This window comes from Bradyrhizobium sp. Tv2a-2, assembly GCF_000472425.1.
In the GTDB taxonomy this organism is placed as follows: Bacteria; Pseudomonadota; Alphaproteobacteria; order Rhizobiales; family Xanthobacteraceae; genus Bradyrhizobium.
Genome location: NZ_AXAI01000007.1, coordinates 171,537 through 191,761 on the forward strand (window position 1 = coordinate 171,537; position 20,225 = coordinate 191,761).

Consider the following 20,225-nt stretch of genomic DNA (forward strand, 5'->3'; position numbering starts at 1 on the left):
TTCTTACTGCGTGAGGCTGGCGGTGCTTGAGGCGACTTTGATGAACAGGTTGGTCAGCGCCGTCGAGATGTCGCCGCCGGTTGTCACGTCCGCGAACAGGCCGGGCGAGGCGCACGCTTGCAGATTTTTTGCGATCGTGCCGGTGGAGGACTTCGGCTCGTCGTACTTGTCTATCCAGCTCATATACCAGCTGTCCGTAATGTTGCTGTTGGGGCCGAGATTGATGAGTTGCAGATACTCCGTGTAGAGGATCGCGATGCGAATGCCCCGGTTCTTGATGGTCGTGCAGATCGACGTGTCGAGCGGCTGCTGGCATCGCTTGCTAGAGGCGAGGCTCGCGTTGGGGCAAGCTGATGCGCCCGAGACGATCTTGTCCTCGACGCCGTCGGTGACAAGGAAGACGACTTCCTGGGGCGTATCTCCGGCCGAGTTGCTGCCAAGGCCGGGGACGGGCATGATGTTGTTGACGCTGGTGAGCGCGCCGGCGATATCTGTGCCGTAGTCGGTGTTGCAGGACGTCGAAACGACGCAGTTCTGGTAGAGAACCGGCATCAGCGCAATATTGGAAACCTTGGTTCCAGCGGTCGTCGGGCTGGTCAGCGTCGCCAGTGTGTTCAGGCCTGTGTCGAACGTATAGAGGGCCGCTTTGTAGGTGGTGTTGTTCAAAGCCGACATGCACTGCATGACGCCACCCGACACGCCGGACTGCGGGCAGTTTGACCATGTATTGAGTAGCTGGTTGACGGCACTTGTCACGAGATCAATACGCAAGGTGATGTTGTTGTTGCGTGCGATCGTGAGGTTGTCCTTGGTCCCGCCGTCGTGACTGATATTGGTTTCATGGCAGGCGAAGCCGCAATTCTGCGAGGATGCTGCCGGCTGTTTCGCGGGGGCGGTGGCTATGATGAGATTGTTGATGTCGTTCGTGGTCGCGCCAATCGCCATCGACGGCGAGTCATCCATCAGCAGATAGAAGTTCATGTTGGGCGCACTCGCCGCCTTTGCCGTCGCCGCGCCGCCGATCGGCCAGGCCGGGCTGCCCAGCACAAGAGGAAAGTTGTTGACGGATTTTGCGGTGTAAGAAACCGTGATGGTGCGCTGCAGCCCGGCGTCGGTGATGGTGATCGTCGGCGACGGGATCCCGGTCAGGCCGGGAAGGCTGTTCGCGGTAGTCGCAAACACTTCCGCCGCGGCGGCCTGGGCTATCGCATCGCTTTGCTGCAGCATCGCGGGCCGCACGGCCGCGATTGCGGCCGCGTCCGCTGCGGCGTCCAATTGGTTTTGCTTGCGTAGGGCCTGGGTGTAGTCCATCGCCATGCCCAAAAGATAGACCGTCGGCACCATCATGATGGCGAAGATCACGGCGACGTTAGCCTTGCGATCTCTGGCAAAACGATAAAACCAAACGCGGAGCATGAGCTTCATCCTGGTCGCCGTTGGTCCCGGCAGAGGTAATTCTCTGGCATTTCAAGGATCGAGGACCGGGGAGTGCGACCGGGCAACCTCCACCGACCTCGCGGCAAAGCGGAACTCTGAAGATCGCCTGTTAAGCAATGCTTACGCGCATCGCGTGAACATGGGCCGCCGAAATTGCGCCGCTGCCGGATTGAGCGGCATCACTAATGAAGGCTAAACGCGGCCGGTAAAATTTGAGATAGCGTGGTCATCCCGGGCCGTGCGACGGCACCGAGCCCGCAATCTCGAGATTCTCAAGGGGGCAATCGCGCCCCATGGTTCACGCTTCGCGTGCCCCGGAATGAGGCGAGCCTTACGACCGGTAGTCGCCGTTGATCGCGACATATTCCTTGGTGAGATCGCAGGTCAGCACGCGGTCGCGGCCCTTGCCGAGGCCGAGCTGCACCTTGATCTGGATCTTCGGCTCCTGCATCGCCTTCGACACCTCGGCCTCGTCGTAGGACGGATCGCGCGCGCCGGACTTGGCGACGCGGATGCCGTTGAAGGAGATCGAGAGCTTGTCGCGGTTGGCGGGCTCGCCGGCCTTGCCGACCGCCATCACCACGCGGCCCCAATTGGCATCCTCGCCGGCGATCGCCGTCTTCACCAGCGGCGAGTTGGCGATCGACATCGCGATCCGCCGCGCCGACTGTTTCGACACCGCGCCCTCGACGATGATCTCGACCAGCTTGCGTGCGCCCTCGCCGTCGCGCGCCACCTGCTCGGACAGCGTGGCAAGGACATTCCGGAATGCCTTGGTAAAATCCTTCAGCCGGGGATCGGCGGCACGGGAAATTTTCGGCGCGCCGTTGGCGGCCGCTGCACCCGTCGCAAACGCCAGCAGCGTGTCGGAGGTCGAGGTGTCGCCGTCGATGGTGACGGCGTTGAAAGTATCCTCGACGCCGCTCTTGAGGAGCGACTGCAGCACGGCCGAGGAGAGCGGCGCATCGGTGAAGATGAACGACAGCATGGTCGCCATGTCGGGCGCGATCATGCCGGCGCCCTTGGCCATGCCGTTGATGGTGACTTTTGTTTTTCCGAGCTTCACGGTCGCAGTGGCAACCTTTGGGAAGGTGTCGGTAGTCATGATGGCCTTGGCTGCAGCCATCCAGTCGCCGGGCGCGGCTGTCTCGGCAAGGCCCGCAAGCACGCCGTCGAACTTGGTCGCATCCAGGGGTTCGCCGATCACGCCGGTCGAAGCCAGAAACACCTCGCCCGTCCCGCAGCCGACGGCCTTGGATGCGATCTGCGCGGTCAGCGCGGTCGAGTGCTTGCCGGTCTTGCCGGTGAAGGCGTTGGCGTTTCCGGAATTGACCACCAGGGCACGCGCTTTGCCGCCGGAAAGCTTCGCGCGGCACCATTCCACCGGCGCGGAGGGGCATTTTGACTTGGTGAAGACGCCGGCCACCGCCGTGCCCTTGTCCATCGTCGCCAGCAGCACATCGGTGCGCCCCTTGTAGCGGATTCCGGCCGCCGCGGTCGCAAGCTTCACGCCGGCAATCGCGGGCATCTCCGGATATTCGGTCGGCGCGAGCGGAGAGATGGCAGTGGACATGAGAGCGCACCAGGCAAGGAGGGAGATATGGGAAGCGCTCTGTATCACCTTCGCCGCAGCGTTGGGAGGGGGCTCTCAGGTCGCTCGGCCTTTGCTGGGCGACCTGAGAGGACTACTCATCGCCGCAAAAAAAAGCCCCGGCCTGAGGCCGGGGCTTTCAATCTGGCTCGTCTGCCACGTCTTACTTCTTCGCGTCCGCAGGCTTCGCCGCCGCATCGGGCTTCGCGGCCGCATCGGGCTTAGCGGGCGGCGTGTTGGCGGCCTGGTCCATGCGTTCGATCTTGGCGGCATCGCGCAGCTTGGCGACGTAGTCGGCCTGCGCCTTGCGTGTCACATAAGTTTCAATCTGGCTCTTCACCTGCTCGAAATCCGGCGCCTTGCGGTTGCGCTTTTCCTCGACCTTGATGATGTGCCAGCCGAACTGGGTCTTGACGGGGTCCGAGATCTTGCCCGGCTCGAGCGAGAAGGCGACGTTGGAAAATTCCGGGACCATCTGGTCCTTGGTGAAGAAGCCGAGATCGCCGCCGTCGGAGGCGCCAGGATCCTTGGACTTCTTCTTGGCGAGTTCGGCGAAATCCGCGCCCTTGTCGAGCTCGGCCTTGACGGCCTTGGCCTCGTCCTCGGTCTCGACCAGGATGTGGCGGGCATGGACCTCCTGCTCGCCGGAAATCTGCTTGGAGGCGTCCTCATAGACCTTCTTCATGGCTTCATCGGTGGTCGCCGACTTGGCTTCACCGGCAAGCAGGCTGTCCATCAGCAGCCGGTTGCGGGTGAATGCCATCCGCTTCTTGAAGTCGTCGGTATCGGCGATTTTCTTGTCCTCGGCGGCCTTGGCGACGATTTTCATGTCGATCAGGAACGCCAGCACGTTCTCGTCCTTGGTAGCCGGGTCCATCTGGGCCAGCGAGGACCCGAGCTCCTCCTCGGCCAACGCCACATCGCTCTGGCGGATTTCGACACCATTGACCTTGGCCAGCACCTTGTCCTCGGCCCGGGCCGGGCCAGCAAGCAGCGCCAGGACAAGGCAGCTGGCAAGGCAACCGGCAAGGGTCGAGACAAGAAGGTGGCGCGGGCCGTTTTTCGCTACCGCGAACGAGGTGGTCATGGAAAATCCTTGTACATTTAGGATGGCTTTGAGGCGGGGCGGACACTCGCCCAAACAGGGGGCCTTGGCAACGCGAAAAGTCTGTCAAAATCATGAATTCGTTGACGCCTTAGCCGTAGGCAGCGCCGTTGACAAGGCCCCGACCGCCCCATATCTGTCCGCCGTCGTGTCAGCGGTGATAGCGCTTATTATTGCTGCGTTTTTTGCCGTTGAACCCAAAAATGCTCAATTCCCACTCATTCGCGGACGGCCCTCGGGATCAGGGAACGTGCCGAGGCGTGTCACGGTGAGTTGATAGCAACGCCGGGTGGAGCACGAGAAGCTGCAACGCGTTAACCGCGAGAACAGGACTTGAAGCATGATCGGCGCGCTCGCCCGCAAGTTTTTCGGCTCCGCCAACGACCGGCGGGTTAAGGGGTATCAGTCCCGCGTCCATGACATCAACGCGCTCGAACCCGAGGTCGCCGCGCTCTCCGACGAGGCGCTGAAGGCCCGCACCGAGCAGTTCCGCAAGGAACTCGCCGAAGGCAAGACGCTCGACGAGATCCTGGTTCCGGCCTTCGCCACCGTGCGTGAGGCCGCCAAGCGCACTCTCGGCCAGCGGCATTTCGACGTGCAGCTGATCGGCGGCATGGTGCTCCATGAAGGCGACATCGCCGAGATGAAGACCGGCGAAGGCAAGACGCTGGTCGCAACGCTCGCCGTCTATCTCAATGCGCTCGCCGGCAAGGGCGTCCATGTCGTCACGGTCAACGACTACCTCGCCCGCCGCGACTCCGGCTGGATGGGCCAGATCTACGGCTTCCTGGGCATGACCACCGGCGTGATCGTGCACGGGCTCGACGATGCCGAGCGCAAAGCGGCCTACGCCTGCGACATCACTTACGGCACCAACAACGAATACGGCTTCGATTATCTGCGCGACAACATGAAGTACCGCCTGGAGGACATGGTCCAGCGCGGGCATTTCTTCGCCATCGTCGACGAAGTCGACTCCATCCTGATCGACGAGGCGCGTACGCCGCTCATCATTTCGGGACCGCTCGACGACCGCTCCGACTTCTACAACACCATCGACACCTTCTTCCCCAGGCTCGACAAGTCCGACTACGAGGTCGACGAGAAGCAGCGCACGGTGACCCTTACCGAAGCCGGCATGGAAAAGCTGGAGAGGCTGCTGCAGGATGCCGGCCTGCTCAAGGGCGAGTCGCTCTACGACGTCGAGAACGTTTCGGTCGTGCATCACGTCAACCAGGCGCTGCGTGCGCATACGCTGTTCACCCGCGACAAGGACTACATCGTCCGCGACGGCGAGGTCGTGATCATCGACGAGTTCACCGGGCGCATGATGCCGGGCCGCCGCTATTCGGAAGGCCTGCACCAGGCGCTCGAGGCCAAGGAGCACCAGCCGGTCCAGCCGGAGAACCAGACGCTCGCTTCCATCACCTTCCAGAACTATTTCCGCATGTACGAGAAGCTCGCCGGCATGACCGGCACGGCGGCGACCGAAGCCGACGAGCTGTTCGACATCTATAAGCTCGAGGTCGTGGAAATCCCGACCAACCTGCCGGTGGCGCGCCTCGACGAGGATGACGAGGTCTACCGCACGCAGAAGGAAAAATACGCAGCAATCCTCGCAGAGATCGAGCGGGCCAATGCGAGGCTGCAGCCGGTATTGGTCGGCACGGCCTCGATTGAAAAATCCGAGGTGCTCGCCGAATATCTGAAGCAGCACGGCTACAAGCAGATCGATTTCGGCAATCACGGCGCGTTGGACAAGCTCTATGCCGCTGCGCGCGCGGGCAAGCCGGCAAAATTGTTCGCCGTTCTGAACGCGCGCTTCCACGAGCAGGAAGCCTATATCGTTGCGGAAGCCGGCGTGCCCGGCGCGATCACGATCGCCACCAACATGGCCGGCCGCGGCACCGACATCAAGCTCGGCGGCTCGCTGGACATGCGCCTCCAACAGGAGACGGCCGGGATCGCCGACGAGGCCGAGAAGGCGAAGAAGATCGAGCAGATCAAAGCCGATATCGAGCGCTTTCGCGAGATCGTGCTGAAGGCGGAAGAAATCGTCGAGATCGAGCCGGCGAAGGGCTCCAAGTCCGCCAAGACGGTGTCCAAGCCCGGCGGCCTCTACATCATCGGCTCCGAGCGTCACGAATCCCGCCGTATCGACAACCAGCTGCGCGGCCGTTCCGGCCGCCAGGGCGATCCAGGCCGCTCGAAGTTCTTCCTGTCGCTGGAAGACGATCTGATGCGGATCTTCGGCTCCGACCGTCTCGATTCCATGCTGACGCGCCTTGGCCTCAAGGAGGGCGAGGCCATCATCCATCCCTGGATCAACAAGGCGCTGGAGAAGGCGCAGCAGAAGGTCGAGGCGCGCAACTTCGACATCCGCAAGAACCTCTTGAAGTTCGACAACGTCCAGAACGACCAGCGCAAGGTGATCTTCGACCAGCGCGTCGATCTGATGAAGGACGAGGATGTCGCCGAGACCGTCGCCGACATGCGCCACGCCTTCGTCGACGACCTCGTGACAAAACACGTGCCCGAGCATGCCTATGCCGAGCAGTGGGATGTCGCGGGGCTGAAGGAAGAGCTCAAGCGCGTGCTCGACCTCGATCTGCCCGTCGAGGACTGGGCCAAGGAAGAGGGCATTGCCGACGAGGAGCTGCTCTCGCGCATCGAGAAGCGCGCCGACGAGCACATGGCCGCAAAGGTCGCGCAATGGGGCCCCGACGTGATGCGTTACGTCGAGAAGACCATCCTGCTGCAGACGCTCGACCATCTCTGGCGCGAACATCTGATCATGCTCGACCATCTGCGCCAGGTGATCGGCCTGCGCGGCTACGGCCAGCGCGATCCCCTGCAGGAGTACAAGTCGGAAGCCTTCACGCTGTTCGAGACCATGATCGCGCATCTGCGCGAGGCGGTGACTGCGCAGCTGATGCGGGTCGAGATCGTGCCGCCCGAGCAGCCGCCTGAGCCGCCGCCGGCGATGGAGGCGCACAAGTTCGATCCCAACACCGGCGAGGACGAGATGGCGTTTGCCAATGTCTCGCTGGTGCCGTCAGCCTCCGAAGCCCGCGATCCGAAGAACCCCGCCACCTGGGGCAAGGTCGGTCGCAATGAGGATTGTCCTTGCGGAAGCGGCAAGAAGTACAAGCACTGCCACGGCCGGTACGCGTAACGCCTGACTGAAGCCAGGAATCGTCGGGTGGGTAGAGCGCAAGCGAAACCCACCTTTGTCGTTCGGCGCATTGGAATGGTGGGTTTCGCTTCGCTCCACCCACCCGGCGGAATCCGCAAGACCTCTTTCACTCCACCCGCTCGCCGTTAACCCGCTGGCCGGGCACACATATTTTTGTCGTGACTACCCCGCGATTTGTGACAGTATTGCTACGCTAATTTGTCAGTTCGATTACTCGCGGAAATGGCCCATGCGTTTGATGTGGCGGGTGCGCTCGAATCCCCTGGCCTGGTGGTGGGGATTTCTGACTCTGGTGAGCGGCGCGAATATCGCCGCCTGGTTGGTGCTGTATCGCGTCCTGCACAGCGAGGCGCCGGTCACAGCGGTCGACCGCTCCGACGTCGCGCCGATGCTCCTGCTTTGTGCGGCCTATGTCTTTGGCTGCGCCTTCCGCTCGGTGCTGCCGCGCGCCGACGTGCAGCGCATCTGCCTGTTCGACACCTGGCTCTCGAGCGTCTTTGTCGGCCGGACGGTCGCGACCGTGGCCGAGGTCTGCTTTGCAGCGCAGTGGATGATCATTCTGAACCATCTCGGCACGATGGCCGGCGCGCAGACCACCGTGAATGTCGCCTGGGTGATCGTGCCGCTGATCATCGTTGCCGAGATATGCTCATGGTATGCGGTGCTCACCACCAACTATCTCGGCAATGCCATCGAGAATTCGATCTGGGCAGTCGCCTTCCTCGTGGTCGGCATCGGGTTGTGCCGGCTGCTGCCGGAGTTCAACGGCCCGGTGCGGCTCGCGCTGATCATCGCGATCGTCGGGATCGTGGGCTATCTCGCGTTTCTCGTGACGGTCGACGTCCCCATGTATCTGAGCCGCTGGCGTGCCGGGCATCCCAACGGCAAGCTGCTCGGACTGCTCGAGGGCCTGCGCGACGTCTCGACGCGCTGGGTCGTCACCCGTGACATCACGCACTGGGAAGGCGAGATTGCCTGGATGTCGCTCTATTTCAGCGCGGCGGTCTGGGCGAGCCTTGCGCTGTGCGCCTTTTACTCGCTCGACGATCACCTGCCACGCTATCGCACCGAGGCCGCGATCGTGAGCTGGTCGACACTCGCAGATTGGCCCTCGCTGCAGCTTATGGCGACAGGCACTCGCTAAAGCATGATCTTTTCGGAAGACCGCTGCACACTTTGCCGGATCATGCTTTAGCTGCACACGACCTCATGCCGCATCACGAACGGCGCGAGCAGCGTGTGCACCTCGTTCGTGACGGTCTCGCGGGTGGCATCCGGCACGCCCGTCAGCGTCACCGTCGCGATGCTGCCGTGGCTGCCGTGCGCCCCGACCTCAACCTTGCAGTCGACCCCGCGCTCGCGCAGCGGCGTCAGCGCGCTTGTGAAGACGCGGCTTGCGGCGTCCCAGCGCAGCTTCGGCTTGAACACCTTGCCGACGCCGGTCAGCGGCATCGGATCGATCGGGATGATCTGCACGGGCACCGCGGCGCGCTCCGGCGTGCGCTCGCGCACCCATGTCTCGAGCTCGCCAGGCTCGACCTTCGCGCCCGGCTTGAGCTGCACATATCCGACCGGCAATTCGCCGGCATAGGCATCCGGCTGCCCGACCACGGCGGCGAAGCCAACGGCGGGATGCTGGAACATGATCTCCTCGACCGGCGCGGGATCGATATTGTGGCCGCCTCGGATCACGAGGTCCTTGGCACGGCCGGTGATCCAGAGGAAGCCGTCCGCGTCGAGCCGGCCGAGATCGCCGGAATTGACCCAGTCGCTGTCGACGAAGGCGCCCTCATTGTGCGCGTCGTTGAGATAGCCGCCGAACACCCCGGGCCCAGCCATGATTACGACGCCGATCTCGTCCACCGCGCAATCGCGATCGAGCTTGCCTTCGGCGTCGAGCTTGACGACGCGGACGCGGCTATACGGCAGGGGCAGGCCGACCGAGCCCAGCCGGATGGGGCGATCGGTATAGGCGATGGTGTGGACGCTGGCGGTCTCGGTCATGCCGTAGACCTCGACCGTCGGCAGATGGAGTTTGTCCTCGATCGCCTTGCCGACCGCGACGGGAATCGCCGATCCACCGCCGGCCGCGTAGCGCAGGCTGGAAATGTCGGCGTTGCCGGGCGGTATTGCGAGCGTCGCGGCGAGCACAGTCGGCACGCTTGACAGGAATTCGGGTCGGAAGCGCTCGACCAGACCCCAGATGTTCCTGATTGCCGCGGGATTGCGCCAGCCCGCTGGCGACAGCACGACCAGACAGCCGCCGCACGTCAGCGTCGCCAGCGCTTGCGTCAGCGATCCCCCGACATGGAACAGCGGCATGCCGTACAGGAGATTGCGGCCCGGCATCGATTTGAGCAGCAGGTTGCATCCCCAGGCCTGATAAACTTGGTTGAGGTGGCTGTGGCGAACGAGCTTTGGCGTGCCGGTGGTGCCGCCGGTGTGGAAATAGGCGGCGATCTCGTTGCCGGAGATTTTCCGGCCGCTGACCAGGTGATCCGACGGTTCGCGCCTCATCAGCTCGTCGAATGATTGGACGCCTTGGGCCGGATCGCCTTGGCCATGCACCTGCACGATCACCTTCAGGTGCTTCAACTGCCCGCGCACCTTCTCGACCTTCTGCCAGATGTCAGTGCCCGGCATGGGGCCGAGCGCCACCAGCACGGTGGTGCGCGCCGCTTCCAGGATGTCGGCGATCTGGTGCGGCTCCAGGAGCGGGTTGACGGGATTGGCGATGCCGGCGGCTTCCGCGCCGAAAAGCGTGATGAAGGCCTCCGGCAGCAGCGGCAGCAGGAAGCTCACCACGTCATTGGGGCCAACGCCGAGCGCATGAAACATGTTGGCAGCCTGCGTCGTGCGCGCGATGAAATCGCGGTAGCTGACCACGATGGGCGTGTCGGTTGGCTCGGCATTCGGCAGGAACTGAATTGCAGGCGCATCCGGATTGTGGGCTGCCCCGAGCCTCAAGGCCTCATAGGTGCTCGCTGCGGCAATTCGGTCGCCGTAGGGCGTGCTCTCGAAGGCCCTCACGTCCGCGTCGGTGGTGAACAAAGGATATGCGTTGCCGATGACGCGATCGAGCAGATGTGCGCCCGCCATTGCCAGAATCCCTCCCGGTTGATTCCTCGTGTGTCCCTCTTTCGACTTTTGGCCGGGATTTTACGGGCCCCAGCTCCACAAGCGCGGCAAGATTATCGAATATCGGCGCCGGGTCCATGCTTGCGCGCAGGCGCTGGCGTGGACGGCATAAACTTTAAAACAACGCGATTGTGGACCACAGGCGAGCGCGCTCTTGGTATCGAAGGCCGAAGCAGCTAAAACCCGAAGCGAACCTTTGAAAAAAAACGTCCATCGGCAATGGCAAAGTCATCCAAGCTGGTTGCGGCAAAGCGCGGGCGCGTTCTCCTCGTCAGACGGCGACGGGATCGGCGCTGGATGTTTCCGGGTGGCCGCAAGCGCCAGCGCGAAACCGAAAAGGACTGCCTCAAGCGCGAGATCAAGGAGGAACTGCCCAAGCTCAGGCTGGGCCGGCTCCGCCTCTGGAAGCAGGTCAAATCCAAGAACCCGCGCAATGGGCGCAGGATGAGCGACGCCATCTTCATCGCCAAGAACGTATCCGGCCGGCTCGAGATCGGCGACAAGCAGGAAATTGACCGCGCAGTCTGGTGCAAGCCCCGTGGCCTGCGCCTTACTGCCACCTCCCGCTACATCAGGGATAGATTGTTCCCCAAATAGTCCGCCAGAGCGTCAGGTCTGGCGCGGCAGAGGTGACGAGATCGGAGCAGCCGCCGGGATCGCCTCGGGGCGTCGATAGGCCTCAGGCTGACCGTCGAGCACCGGATAGGCGACCGAGCAGATATGCGAATGGATCCGCTTGAGGTCGCGCAACACGTCGAGATGTAGCGAGGTTGTCTCCAGGCTCTCGGGACGCCCCTCGCGCAGCCGCTCCAGATGGCGCTCGGTCGCGGCGATCTCGGCAGCCCGCAGTGCCGCCTTTTCGGCAAGCAGTTTGCGCGCCTCGCCTGCGTCGCCAGACATGAAGACGCCGAAAGCGATGCGCAGCGACTCCATGATGCTCTTGTGGAACGACAACAATTCCTCTGCGCCCTCGGTTGAGAACTGGAAGCGCCGCTTGATCTTCTTGCTCGCGAGCTCGTTGAGGTTCTTGTCGACGATGTCGCCGATATGCTCGAGATTGATGGCAAAGGAGATGATCTCGAGCGCGCGCTTGCCCTCGCGATCGTCGAGGCTGCCGCGCGTCAGCTTGGTGAGATAGAGCTTGATCGCCTCGTCGATCTTGTCGACGGCATTGTCCATCTGCGAGACCTCGCCGACCAGCGTCCGGTCGTTGGTCATCAGGGCCATCATCACCTTGCGCAGCATGGTCTCGACCATGTCGCCGGCGCGTAACGTTTCGCGGGCCGCGTCCGCGAGCGCGAGCGAGGGTGTCGCTAGCGCGGTCTCGTCGAGATAGCGGGGCCGTGACGGATCGGCCTCCTGCACGCGGTCGGGCAGCATCTTCTTGAGCAGCCGTGCCATGCTGTCGAGAACGCCGATGAACAGCACGGCGGTCGCGACATTGAAGGCGACGTGGAACTCAGCCGTCAGCCTGGCCAGATCGGGCTGCCAGGTCGTCAGCAGGTCCGCGATCGGGTGAAGGAAGGGCGCGACTAACAGAACGCCGACCACGCGGTTGATGAGATTGCCGACAGGAAGCCGGTAGCTTGCCGGGTTGTCGCGCCGCGCGCCCTCGAACACCGGATTGATGGCGCTGCCGACATTGGCGCCGAGCACCAGCGCCAGCGCCGCATAAGGGGTGACGAAGTGCGCATAGGCCAGCGACATGATCAAAAGAACGGTGGCGACGCTGGAATGGGCGATCCAGGTCAGGAGCGCGCCGATCAGGATGCAAAGCACGGGATCGCCGGTGATGGCACTCAGCACGACGCGAACGCTGGGCGCTGCTTCGGCCGGCGCGAGCGAGTCGAGCAGGATGTGCAATGACAACAGCATCAGTCCGAGCCCGATCGACACCCGGCCCAGATCCTTGATTCGCGACCGCGGCCCGGTGCGGAAGGCGACGAGACCTATGATGAACAGCACAGGCGCGACCGCCGTGATGTTGAACGACAGGACCTGAACGATCAGCGTCGTGCCGACATTGGCGCCGAGCATGATCGCCAGCGCCGGCACCAGGCCAACCAGCCCTTCGGAGGCAAAGGAGCTCGTGATCAATGCGGTCGCGGTGCTGCTCTGCAGGATCGCGGTCAGGCCGAGGCCGGCTGCAAGGGCGCTGAAGCGGTTGGCGAGCGCCTTGCCGAGAAAGCGCCGCAAGTCCGGCCCGAACGCGCGCAGGATTCCGCTGTGGACCATGTGCAGGCCCCACAGCAGCAGCGCCACGCCACCCATCAGGTCGAGCAGAACCATGCTTCCCATGCGCGTTCCATTTGCGAGCGCCGGAGCAGGATTCCGGCCAGATCAGGCTACGCCCATGGGAAACGGATGCAAATCAATATCCGTTCCGGGTTGCCCGGCCTCATCGTGGCGCGCGTCTGTCTCACGCGTCGATGATTGCAACCGCCCGGGTCCAACCCGCGGACGCCCGTTCGATCTTCACGGGGAAGCAGGACACCGTGAAGCCGGTCGAGGGGAGAAGCTCCAGATTGTGGAGCTTCTCAAGATGGCAGTAGCCGATGTGCCGGCCGGCCTTGTGACCTTCCCAGATCAGACCGGCGTCCTTGGTCTCGGCATATTTCTTCGCCGTGTAGACGAAGGGCGCATCCCAGCTCCAGCCGTCGATACCGGTCAGTCGCACGCCGCGCTCCAATAGATACATGGTCGCTTCATAGCCCATGCCGCAGCCGGAATTGACGTAGTCGGTCTGGCCGAACTTGGCGCCGGCGCTGGTGTTGACCACCACGATCTCCAGCGGCGACAACGTGTGCCCGATGCGCCTGAGCTCGTCCTCGACATCTTTTGCGGTCGCCACATAGCCGTCCGGCAGGTGCCGGAAATCCAGCTTCACGCCCGGCTGCAGGCACCATTCCAGCGGCACCTCGTCGATGGTCCATGACCTTTCGCCACGATTCATCGTCGGATGAAAATGCCAGGGCGCATCGAGATGCGTGCCGTTGTGGGTCGAGAGGTTGACCTGCTCGACCGCCCAGCCCTGACCGTCGGGCAGGTCTTGCGCCTTCAGTCCGTCGAAGAACTGCAGCATGCGCGGCAGTCCCTGCTGGTGATCGATATACTGGATGGTCGGATGATTGCCGGGCGGATCGGCCGGCACGTCGTTCTGCAATGGCACGGAGATGTCGATCAGCTTGCGGCCCATGAGTGTTCTCTCTGCGTTGTCGCGATTCTTCGTCGTCGTGCTGCCGCGTCAAGCGTCTTGCCGCTCAACCCGGTTGCGCAACACGCCGATCTTCTCGACCTCGAGCTCGATCGTGTCTCCGTGCTCGAGATACCAGCCGAGCTCAAGCCCGCAGCCGTTGCCGACGGTGCCGGAGCCGATGAACTCGCCGGGCATCAGCGTTTCGTCCTGACTGACATGGGCGATGATCTCCTCGAACCGGAACAGCATGCCGTCGCTGACACCTTGCGAGCGCGTCTCGCCGTTGACGCGCGCTTCCATCTTCAGGCGATAGGGATCGCCGATCTCGTCCGGCGTCACGGTCCACGGCCCCATCACATTGCCGCCGTCAAAACTCTTGCCCTTGGCGGGGCCGAGCCGCCCTTCCATTTCGATGCGCTGGGCATCGCGCGCGGAGAAATCGTTGAAGATAGTGTAGCCGAAAATGTGATCCTTCGCCTTCGTCGCAGGAATGTCCTTGCCCTTGTTCTTGGTGATGATGCCGAACTCGAGCTCATAGTCCATCACCTTGCTGTAGCGCGGCCATTTCACGGTTGTGTTGGTCCCGCGCACGCTGAAGCGGTTGGTGATGTAGTAGATCGGCTGCCTGCGGTAGATTTCGGGCAGTTCGCCGAGGGGCTCGGCATCGATGCGTTCAAGCTCTGCGATGTCGTTTTTGGCGCGCGCCGCGAGCTTGCGCTGGCCGCGCGGGGCCTGGAGGATGTGCAGCGGAAACGACATGCCGTCGCGCATCTGCCGCGGCTCCGGCACGGGCGCGAGGATCTCGATATCAGCGACATCGCGCGACAGGCTCGCGTCGCCTGCCTGTTTGTCGAACAGCGTGCGCGCTGCATCAAGCGCCGCTTCGCCCGCATCGATCAGCGCCAGCATCGAGGCGAAGGCCGGATTGCCGTTGCCGACCCGCTCCGCGGCCGCCGCGAGATCGAAAATCTGCCGGTCGCGGCCGTGGATCAAGCCGACCCGGTCCCGGCCGTCGGTGCGAAATGTCGCCAGTTTCAAGCGCGCCTCCCCTTGTGCAACGGTTAAAAATATACAATCATGAAAAATATCGATAAACAAGCGGATCCTCTTGGCGGTCTCAACCTCAACAAACTGGCGCTCGAGCGATGAAGCCAATGTCGGCAGATGGGCCACGCGACGCGGCGGCGGATACGCTGAGCGAGCGTGCCGCGACGCTGATCGAGCGTGACATCATTGCAGGCAACCTTCCGCCAAGCTCGCGACTTGGCATCGTCGAACTCGCCCGGCGCTACGAGATCGGCCCGACGCCCCTCCGTGAGGGCCTGTCGCGGTTGGTCTCGCGCGGGCTGATCATCGGCATCGGCCAGCGCGGCTTTCGGGTTGCCGAAGTCAGCCGCGAAGATCTGCTCGACATCACGCGTATGCGCACCGTGGTGGAGCTGGAAGCGCTGCGACTTGCGATCGAATGCGGCGATGATGGCTGGGAGGCCGGTATCGTCGGCAGCCTGCACCAGATGCGCCGGCATATCCAACGCACCGGCATTGACTTCCGTGAGGGTGCCCCCGAATTCGACCGGCTGCACAAGGCGTTTCACACCTCGCTTCTTGCCGCCTGCCCGTCAAAGCGGCTGCTAGCCGCGCATTCCGATCTCTACGACCAGGCTTATCGCTATCGCAGGGTCATGATGCGGAGCTTTGAACGCAGCGAGCAATTCACCGGGTCACACGAGGATCTCGCCGAACTCGTGCTGAGCCGCGACGTCGAGGCCGCGCAAGCGAGGTTACAAGCACATCTGCATTCGACCCTTGACATTGTCTACCCCGCTTCGAACGAAGCGTGACCTGGGGTCAGGCGGCGGTAATGCAGCTTCCGCGCTGACGCGGCGGGACCGTGAATGCGATCGCCTCTCCGCATACGCCGTGGAAGGCGCTCGCGGGGGCCGTGTCCCGCGAGCGAGATGGCACTACCTGATCGGCGGCGCGTACTGGATACCGCCGGCATTCCAGAGCTGGTTCAGGCCGCGGGGGATGTGCAGCTTCGACTCCGCGCCGATGTTGCGGTCGTACATCTCGCCGTAATTGCCGACATGGCGGATGATGCGCACGGCCCAATCCTTGGGTAATCCGAGGTCGGGGCCGAAGCTGCCTTCGTTGCCGACCAGCCGCATCACGTCCGGCTTTTTCGACTTCAGGGCCTCGTCGATGTTCTGGGAGCTGACGCCAAGCTCCTCGGCATTGATCATGGCATAGAGCGTCCACTTCACGATCATCATCCAGTCGTCGTCGCGCTGGCGCACCACGGGCGCGAGCGGCTCCTTGGAGATGACGTCGGCCAGGATCATGTGATCGCCGGGCTTCGAAAGGTTGAGCCGAAGCGCGTAGAGCTGGGAGATGTCGGCGGTGAGCGTGTCGCATTTGCCGCTGTCATAGGCTTTGACCACATCGTCCAGCTTGTCGAACTTTATCTCCTCGAGCTTCATGTTGTTGACGCGGAAATAGTCGGCGAGGTTGAGCAGCGTGGTGGTGCCCGACTGCACGCAAACCTTGCTGCCGTTGAGGTCGAGCGCGCTTTCGATGTTGCGCGAGCGCGGCAGCATGAAGCCTTGGCCGTCATAATAGGCGACCGCGGGGAAATAGAGGTCGTAATTCTCCTCGCGCGACATGTTCCAGGTGGAGTTGCGGGAGAGGATGTCCACTTTGCGGTTCTGCAGCTCCTTGAAGCGCTCGCTGGCGTCGAGTGGGATGAACCTTGCCTTGCTCGGATCGTCGAAGATCGCCGACGCAACGGCGCGGCAGAAATCGACGTCGAAGCCGGTCCAGTTGCCCTTGTCGTCGGGGATGGAGAAGCCGGGCAGCCCCTTGTTGACGCCGCACAGCACCTCACCGCGGCGGACCGTGCGCTTCAGCGTGCGAGTGTCGTAGAACTCGTAGGTGATGGCAACAGCCGCAACGAGAACGGCGACGGCGAGCCCGATCAACAGGCCGCCTCGGAATGTACGCATGATTTGCCCCTTGCAAAAATTCGCGAGACGAAAGCAGTAGACAGGAAATGGGCAGAAGCCGCTTACAGTTCGGGCTTCTGCCTGATGACCACCTTGGTGCCGACAGGCACGCGACCATAGAGATCGGTGACGTCGGCATTGACCAGGCGGAAGCAGCCTGAGGAGATCTTGGTGCCGATGGTCCAGGGCTGGTTGGTGCCGTGGATGCGATAGACCGTGGCGCCGAGATACATGGCGCGGGCGCCGAGCGGATTGCCGGGGCCGCCGGCCATGAAGCGCGGCAGATAGGGCTGGCGCTGGATCATTTCCGGCGGCGGCGTCCAGTCCGGCCATTCCGCCTTCTTGGTGATGTTCACGAGCCCCTGCCACTGGAAGCCGTCGCGTCCGACGCCGATGCCATAACGCAGTGCGCGCCCGCCGGGCTGCACCAGATAGAGATGCCGCTCCGCGGTGGAGATGATGATGGTGCCCGGCGCCTCGGTGGTCCGATAATACACCACCTGCTTCTGCCACTCCGGATCGAGTTCGTAGGCGTCGTCGGCCACGAGGCCGGGCTGGTCGCCGGGGTCGTTCTGCTGCTGTGCAGAGAGTTGCGAGGTCGAAAGCACCAGGCCGATTGCAGCCATCATCATCCAGCTCAGGTGACGCAATGCCGTCATCAGGACTCTCCGTGTGGAATGCCAGCCAAATTAGCCGGGCGCATCAAATCTCAGGGGCAGCTTGATGGCAAGTTCATGGCGGGGTGGCCGATATGTGCCTGCAAAGGCTTGAATATTCCATGACAGGTGTCACAGCCGGATTATTTCAGCCAGAGCCGCAGTATGAACGCGACCGTCGCGACGCTGCCGACGCCCGCGAGCCAGAGGCCGGCGAACCAGAGGAGGCGCTGAAGCAGCGGCGCGGTTGGTTGCTCGATGGCCATCAGTGATAGCCGCTCCCGGGATGCACCTTGCCGCGGAATACCCAATAGGCCCAGCCGGTATAGGCGAGGATGAGCGGGACCAGCACGGCGACGCCGACCAGCATGAACAGCTGGCTGTTTGCAGGCGACGCCGCCTGCCAGATGGTGATGCTCTGCGGTACGATATAGGGATACATGCTGATGCCGAGCCCCGCATAGGACAACAGGAACAAGAGCAACGACAGCGGGAAAGGCCAGCCGTCGCGCCTCTCGGCCAGATTTTTCAAGAGCAGCACCGTCACCGCGGCAACTGCGACCGGCACCGGAGCGGTGAGCACGACATTGGGCCAGGTGAACCAGCGCTGCGCGTAGTGAATGGTGAGGAGCGGCGTGGCGATGCTGACGGCCGCAATCGCCAACAGCATGGCGAAAAGCAGATACCAGCTCAGGCGATAGGCACGGTCGCGCAGGCTGCCCTGGGTCTTGAGGATCAGCCAGGTTGCGCCGAGCAGCGCATAGCCTGCGACCAGCGACACGCCGGTGAGCAGGCTGAACGGCGTCAGCCAGTCCCACCAGCCGCCGGCATACTGCCGCCCCTCGACATGCACGCCCTGCAGGATCGCGCCAAGCGCGATGCCTTGCGCAAGCGCCGCCAGCCATGAGCCGCCCGCAAAGGCGATGTCCCAGCGATTGCGCTCGCTTCGGGTGCGCCAGCGGAATTCGAAGGCCACGCCGCGAAAGATCAGGCCGATCAGCATGGCGATGAGCGGCGTATAGAGTGCCGGCAGCAGCACCGCATAAGCGAGCGGAAACGCCGCCATCAGTCCGCCGCCGCCGAGCACGAGCCATGTCTCGTTGCCGTCCCACACGGGCGCGACGGTGTTGGTGATGATGTCGCGGTCTTCCTTGGCCGGAAACAGCGGAAACAGGATGCCGAGCCCAAGGTCGAAGCCGTCCATCACCACATAGACAAAGACGGCAAAGGCGATGATGAAGGCCCAGATGGTGACGAGATCGACGGTCATGCCTGTCATGCGCCGGCCTCCCCATAAGCGTCCTGGGCCACGCCCGCGGCCGGCGTGATGCCGGCGGTGCGGGTCGGGCTCATGCTGCTCGGTCCCAGCTCGCCCGGATATGGCGGCTGCGCCATCAGCCGCAACAGATAAAGAATGCCAGCGGCATAGACCACGAAATAGACGACGACAAAGGCCAGGAGCGAGGTACCGACCGCTGGCGCGGCCAGGGGTGAGGCGGAATCTGCGGTGCGCAACAGGCCGTAGACGGTGAAAGGCTGGCGTCCGGTCTCGGTCGTCACCCAGCCCGCGATCACCGCGATGAAGCCGGCCGGTCCCATCAGCATGGCAAAGATGTGCAGCAGGCGCATCTGATAGAGCCGGCCGCGCCAGCGCTCCCACAGGCTGAACAGGCCAAGCGCGAGCATCAACAGGCCGAGGCCGACCATGATGCGGAACGCCCAGAACGTGATCGGCACCGGCGGCCAGTTTTCGCGCGGCACGGTGTCGAGCCCATCCATCGGCGCATCAGGCGAATGTTCGAGGATCAGCGAGCCGAGCTTCGGGATATCGATGGCGTATTTCACCTTGCCGGCCTTCTCATCCGGCAGACCGAACAGATAGAGCGGCGCGCCGTCCTTGTGGCTCTCGAAATGGCCCTCGATGGCCATGATCTTCACCGGCTGGTGCGCGAGCGTGTTGAGGCCGTGCTGGTCGCCCGCGAGAATCTGGATCGGCGCCACCAGCGCCGCCATCCACATCGCCATCGAGAACATCACGCGGGGGCCGGCAAGGTGCTGGTCGCGCAACAAATGAAACGCGCCGACTGCGCCGACCACCAGCGCCGTGGTGAGGTAGGCCGCCAGCACCATGTGGACGAGGCGATAAGGAAAGGACGGATTGAAGATCACCTTGAGCCAGTCGGCCGCGACGAATTGGCCGTCGGCATTGACGGCATAGCCTGCGGGCGTCTGCATCCAGGAATTGGCGGAGAGGATCCAGAACGCCGAGATCAGCGTTCCGGTTGCGACCATCAGGGTGGCGAGGAAGTGCAGCCGCGGGCCGACGCGTGTCAGGCCGAACAGCATGACGCCGAGGAAGCCGGCCTCGAGGAAGAAGGCGGTCATCACCTCATAGGCCATCAAGGGGCCGATCACGGGACCGGTCCTGTCGGCAAACGCGCTCCAGTTGGTGCCGAACTGGTAGGACATCACGATTCCCGACACCACGCCCATGCCGAAGGCGATGGCGAAGATTTTCAGCCAGTAATTGAACAGGTTGATGAAGATGTCGCGGCCAGTCCACAGCCAGAGCGCTTCCAGCACCGCAAGGTAGGACGCAAGCCCGATCGATAACGCGGGGAAGACGATGTGAAAGGCCATGGTGAAAGCGAATTGCGCCCGGGCCAACTCAACCGCATCCCAGCCGAACATCCGCGCCACCTGCTTGCTATTGCGCGTGCTGCTTTACCACGCTTGTGATGGCGAGGAAATTGGACGTTGCGTCCCATGGGCGTCCAAAGCGCAACAGGGGACCGAAAATAGAACGACCCGGGAGGGGGGCATCCCGGCCGGGTCGTGGAGGTACTTGGGAGGTTAAGCCTGAGTTCAGCTGACGGTCACAAAATCCATCCAGTATGAGTATGG

The 20,225-nt window shown here is 63.2% G+C and carries 16 protein-coding genes; 4 read left to right on the plus strand and 12 right to left on the minus strand.

Annotated elements, in window-relative coordinates:
- Positions 1 to 3: 3 nt before the first annotated feature.
- The 3 genes from A3AI_RS0115955 to A3AI_RS0115965 all read right to left on the minus strand — a co-directional run bounded on the left by A3AI_RS0115955 (position 4) and on the right by A3AI_RS0115965 (position 4,115).
- The gene (locus tag A3AI_RS0115955; protein WP_024516552.1) at positions 4 to 1,416 is read right to left on the minus strand and encodes a pilus assembly protein TadG-related protein; all 1,413 of its coding nucleotides are present in this window, start codon (positions 1,414 to 1,416) and stop codon (positions 4 to 6) included.
- A gap of 352 nt (positions 1,417 to 1,768) precedes the next feature.
- Positions 1,769 to 3,010, minus strand: coding sequence for a bifunctional glutamate N-acetyltransferase/amino-acid acetyltransferase ArgJ (gene argJ / locus A3AI_RS0115960; RefSeq protein WP_024516553.1), 1,242 nt, complete (start codon positions 3,008 to 3,010; stop codon positions 1,769 to 1,771).
- 181 nt (positions 3,011 to 3,191) lie between these two features.
- Positions 3,192 to 4,115, minus strand: a complete 924-nt coding sequence (locus tag A3AI_RS0115965) for a peptidylprolyl isomerase (RefSeq protein WP_024516554.1) — start codon at positions 4,113 to 4,115, stop codon at positions 3,192 to 3,194.
- Positions 4,116 to 4,473: 358 nt separating this feature from the next.
- Here A3AI_RS0115965 and secA point away from each other — a divergent pair, with 358 nt between their 5' ends.
- Positions 4,474 to 7,308 carry a preprotein translocase subunit SecA gene (gene secA / locus A3AI_RS0115970; protein ID WP_024516555.1) on the plus strand — a complete coding sequence of 945 codons (2,835 nt, stop codon included), beginning with the start codon at positions 4,474 to 4,476 and terminating at the stop codon, positions 7,306 to 7,308.
- 250 nt (positions 7,309 to 7,558) lie between these two features.
- Positions 7,559 to 8,473, plus strand: a complete 915-nt coding sequence (locus A3AI_RS0115975; protein WP_024516556.1) for a hypothetical protein — start codon at positions 7,559 to 7,561, stop codon at positions 8,471 to 8,473.
- 47 nt (positions 8,474 to 8,520) lie between these two features.
- On the opposite strand, the gene A3AI_RS0115980 is transcribed toward A3AI_RS0115975, so the two are convergent.
- Entirely contained in the window at positions 8,521 to 10,428 is a 1,908-nt protein-coding gene (locus A3AI_RS0115980; protein ID WP_024516557.1) for an acyl-CoA synthetase, read from the minus strand.
- Positions 10,429 to 10,686: 258 nt separating this feature from the next.
- Between A3AI_RS0115980 and A3AI_RS42800 the strand changes: the two genes are divergently transcribed.
- On the plus strand, positions 10,687 to 11,064 hold the full coding sequence (locus tag A3AI_RS42800; RefSeq protein WP_036048503.1) for an NUDIX hydrolase: 378 nt from the start codon (positions 10,687 to 10,689) through the stop codon (positions 11,062 to 11,064).
- A 12-nt stretch (positions 11,065 to 11,076) separates the two neighbouring features.
- On the opposite strand, the gene A3AI_RS0115990 is transcribed toward A3AI_RS42800, so the two are convergent.
- From A3AI_RS0115990 to A3AI_RS0116000, 3 genes are all read right to left on the minus strand, one after another.
- On the minus strand, positions 11,077 to 12,765 hold the full coding sequence (locus A3AI_RS0115990; RefSeq protein ID WP_024516558.1) for a Na/Pi cotransporter family protein: 1,689 nt from the start codon (positions 12,763 to 12,765) through the stop codon (positions 11,077 to 11,079).
- A gap of 121 nt (positions 12,766 to 12,886) precedes the next feature.
- Complete coding sequence (locus A3AI_RS0115995) at positions 12,887 to 13,663, minus strand: cyclase family protein (protein WP_024516559.1); 777 nt, start codon at positions 13,661 to 13,663, stop codon at positions 12,887 to 12,889.
- 48 nt (positions 13,664 to 13,711) lie between these two features.
- On the minus strand, positions 13,712 to 14,701 hold the full coding sequence (locus A3AI_RS0116000; RefSeq protein ID WP_024516560.1) for a fumarylacetoacetate hydrolase family protein: 990 nt from the start codon (positions 14,699 to 14,701) through the stop codon (positions 13,712 to 13,714).
- Between the two features lie 107 nt (positions 14,702 to 14,808).
- Between A3AI_RS0116000 and A3AI_RS0116005 the strand changes: the two genes are divergently transcribed.
- Entirely contained in the window at positions 14,809 to 15,504 is a 696-nt protein-coding gene (locus A3AI_RS0116005; protein WP_156927799.1) for a GntR family transcriptional regulator, read from the plus strand.
- Between the two features lie 123 nt (positions 15,505 to 15,627).
- Here A3AI_RS0116005 and A3AI_RS0116010 read toward each other — a convergent pair whose 3' ends face one another.
- The 5 genes from A3AI_RS0116010 to A3AI_RS0116030 all read right to left on the minus strand — a co-directional run bounded on the left by A3AI_RS0116010 (position 15,628) and on the right by A3AI_RS0116030 (position 20,012).
- Positions 15,628 to 16,665 (minus strand): amino acid ABC transporter substrate-binding protein, encoded by a 1,038-nt coding sequence (locus tag A3AI_RS0116010; protein WP_024516562.1) that lies wholly within the window; start codon positions 16,663 to 16,665, stop codon positions 15,628 to 15,630.
- A gap of 62 nt (positions 16,666 to 16,727) precedes the next feature.
- Positions 16,728 to 17,324: a L,D-transpeptidase gene (locus A3AI_RS0116015; protein ID WP_024516563.1), complete on the minus strand. Its 597-nt coding sequence runs from the start codon at positions 17,322 to 17,324 to the stop codon at positions 16,728 to 16,730.
- Between the two features lie 140 nt (positions 17,325 to 17,464).
- Positions 17,465 to 17,587, minus strand: a complete 123-nt coding sequence (locus A3AI_RS47555) for a DUF2474 domain-containing protein (RefSeq protein ID WP_198030123.1) — start codon at positions 17,585 to 17,587, stop codon at positions 17,465 to 17,467.
- Complete coding sequence (gene cydB, locus A3AI_RS0116025; protein ID WP_024516564.1) at positions 17,587 to 18,600, minus strand: cytochrome d ubiquinol oxidase subunit II; 1,014 nt, start codon at positions 18,598 to 18,600, stop codon at positions 17,587 to 17,589. The genes A3AI_RS47555 and cydB overlap by 1 nt, the downstream gene beginning before the upstream one ends.
- Entirely contained in the window at positions 18,597 to 20,012 is a 1,416-nt protein-coding gene (locus A3AI_RS0116030) for a cytochrome ubiquinol oxidase subunit I (protein ID WP_024516565.1), read from the minus strand. Before A3AI_RS0116030 ends, cydB begins: the two co-directional genes overlap by 4 nt.
- Positions 20,013 to 20,225: the final 213 nt, after the last annotated feature.